1 protein-coding gene is annotated in these 583 nt (G+C 33.8%); it reads right to left on the bottom strand.

Annotation, left to right across the window (positions count from 1 at the left end):
- Window positions 1–86: 86 nt before the first annotated feature.
- Window positions 87–583 (bottom strand): hypothetical protein (locus IM284_RS23260; RefSeq protein ID WP_193055985.1); only part of this gene is annotated, 497 nt, incomplete at its 5' end.

Genomic DNA, 583 nt, shown 5'->3' with positions numbered 1-583 from the left:
GTATATACTCACACTAATCCCTCCCCGATATTAAATAGCATCAAAATACAAATGGCATCGAAATAAATTTGCTTACATCAATATCATCAAGGACTAGGAGGGAGTATTTTTGAGTTTATAGACTGGCAAATAGACCTTCCCAAAAGCTTAAAATAAATAATATCATTAATATTCAACTCATTTTTGAAAATATAAACTGGAGATTTTGAATCAAACGTATAAATAAATAATTTATTATCGTTAGCAGCATAAAAAAGAACTCCATCAAACCCGGAAATTTGATCGTCAGAGTAAGATGATAATATTTTAGCAATCTGAGTTCTGGCCGACGAGTCTGTTATAGACTTTATTAAAATATTGTCATCAATGCCTTTAGGAAGGGTATTCAGATACATATTATCAATATATGGGACATAATCTTTTTGATCACACGTAGGAGTTCGAGGATTGTCCACACCGTAATAATTTCTAAAAAAACCATCCAGGACATATTTATAATGACTAGCCGATGGCAAAGCCTTAACAAGTAAGGATATTCCACCGGGGTCTCCAGCCAGCGCGCTAGATGACAACAACAAGAGTA

Source organism: Enterobacter cloacae complex sp. P12RS, from assembly GCF_014895875.1.
GTDB classification, from domain to species: Bacteria; Pseudomonadota; Gammaproteobacteria; order Enterobacterales; family Enterobacteriaceae; genus Enterobacter; species Enterobacter bugandensis.
Note: the sequence above shows the minus strand (reverse complement) of the source record. Positions and strands in the feature narration are given on the sequence as shown.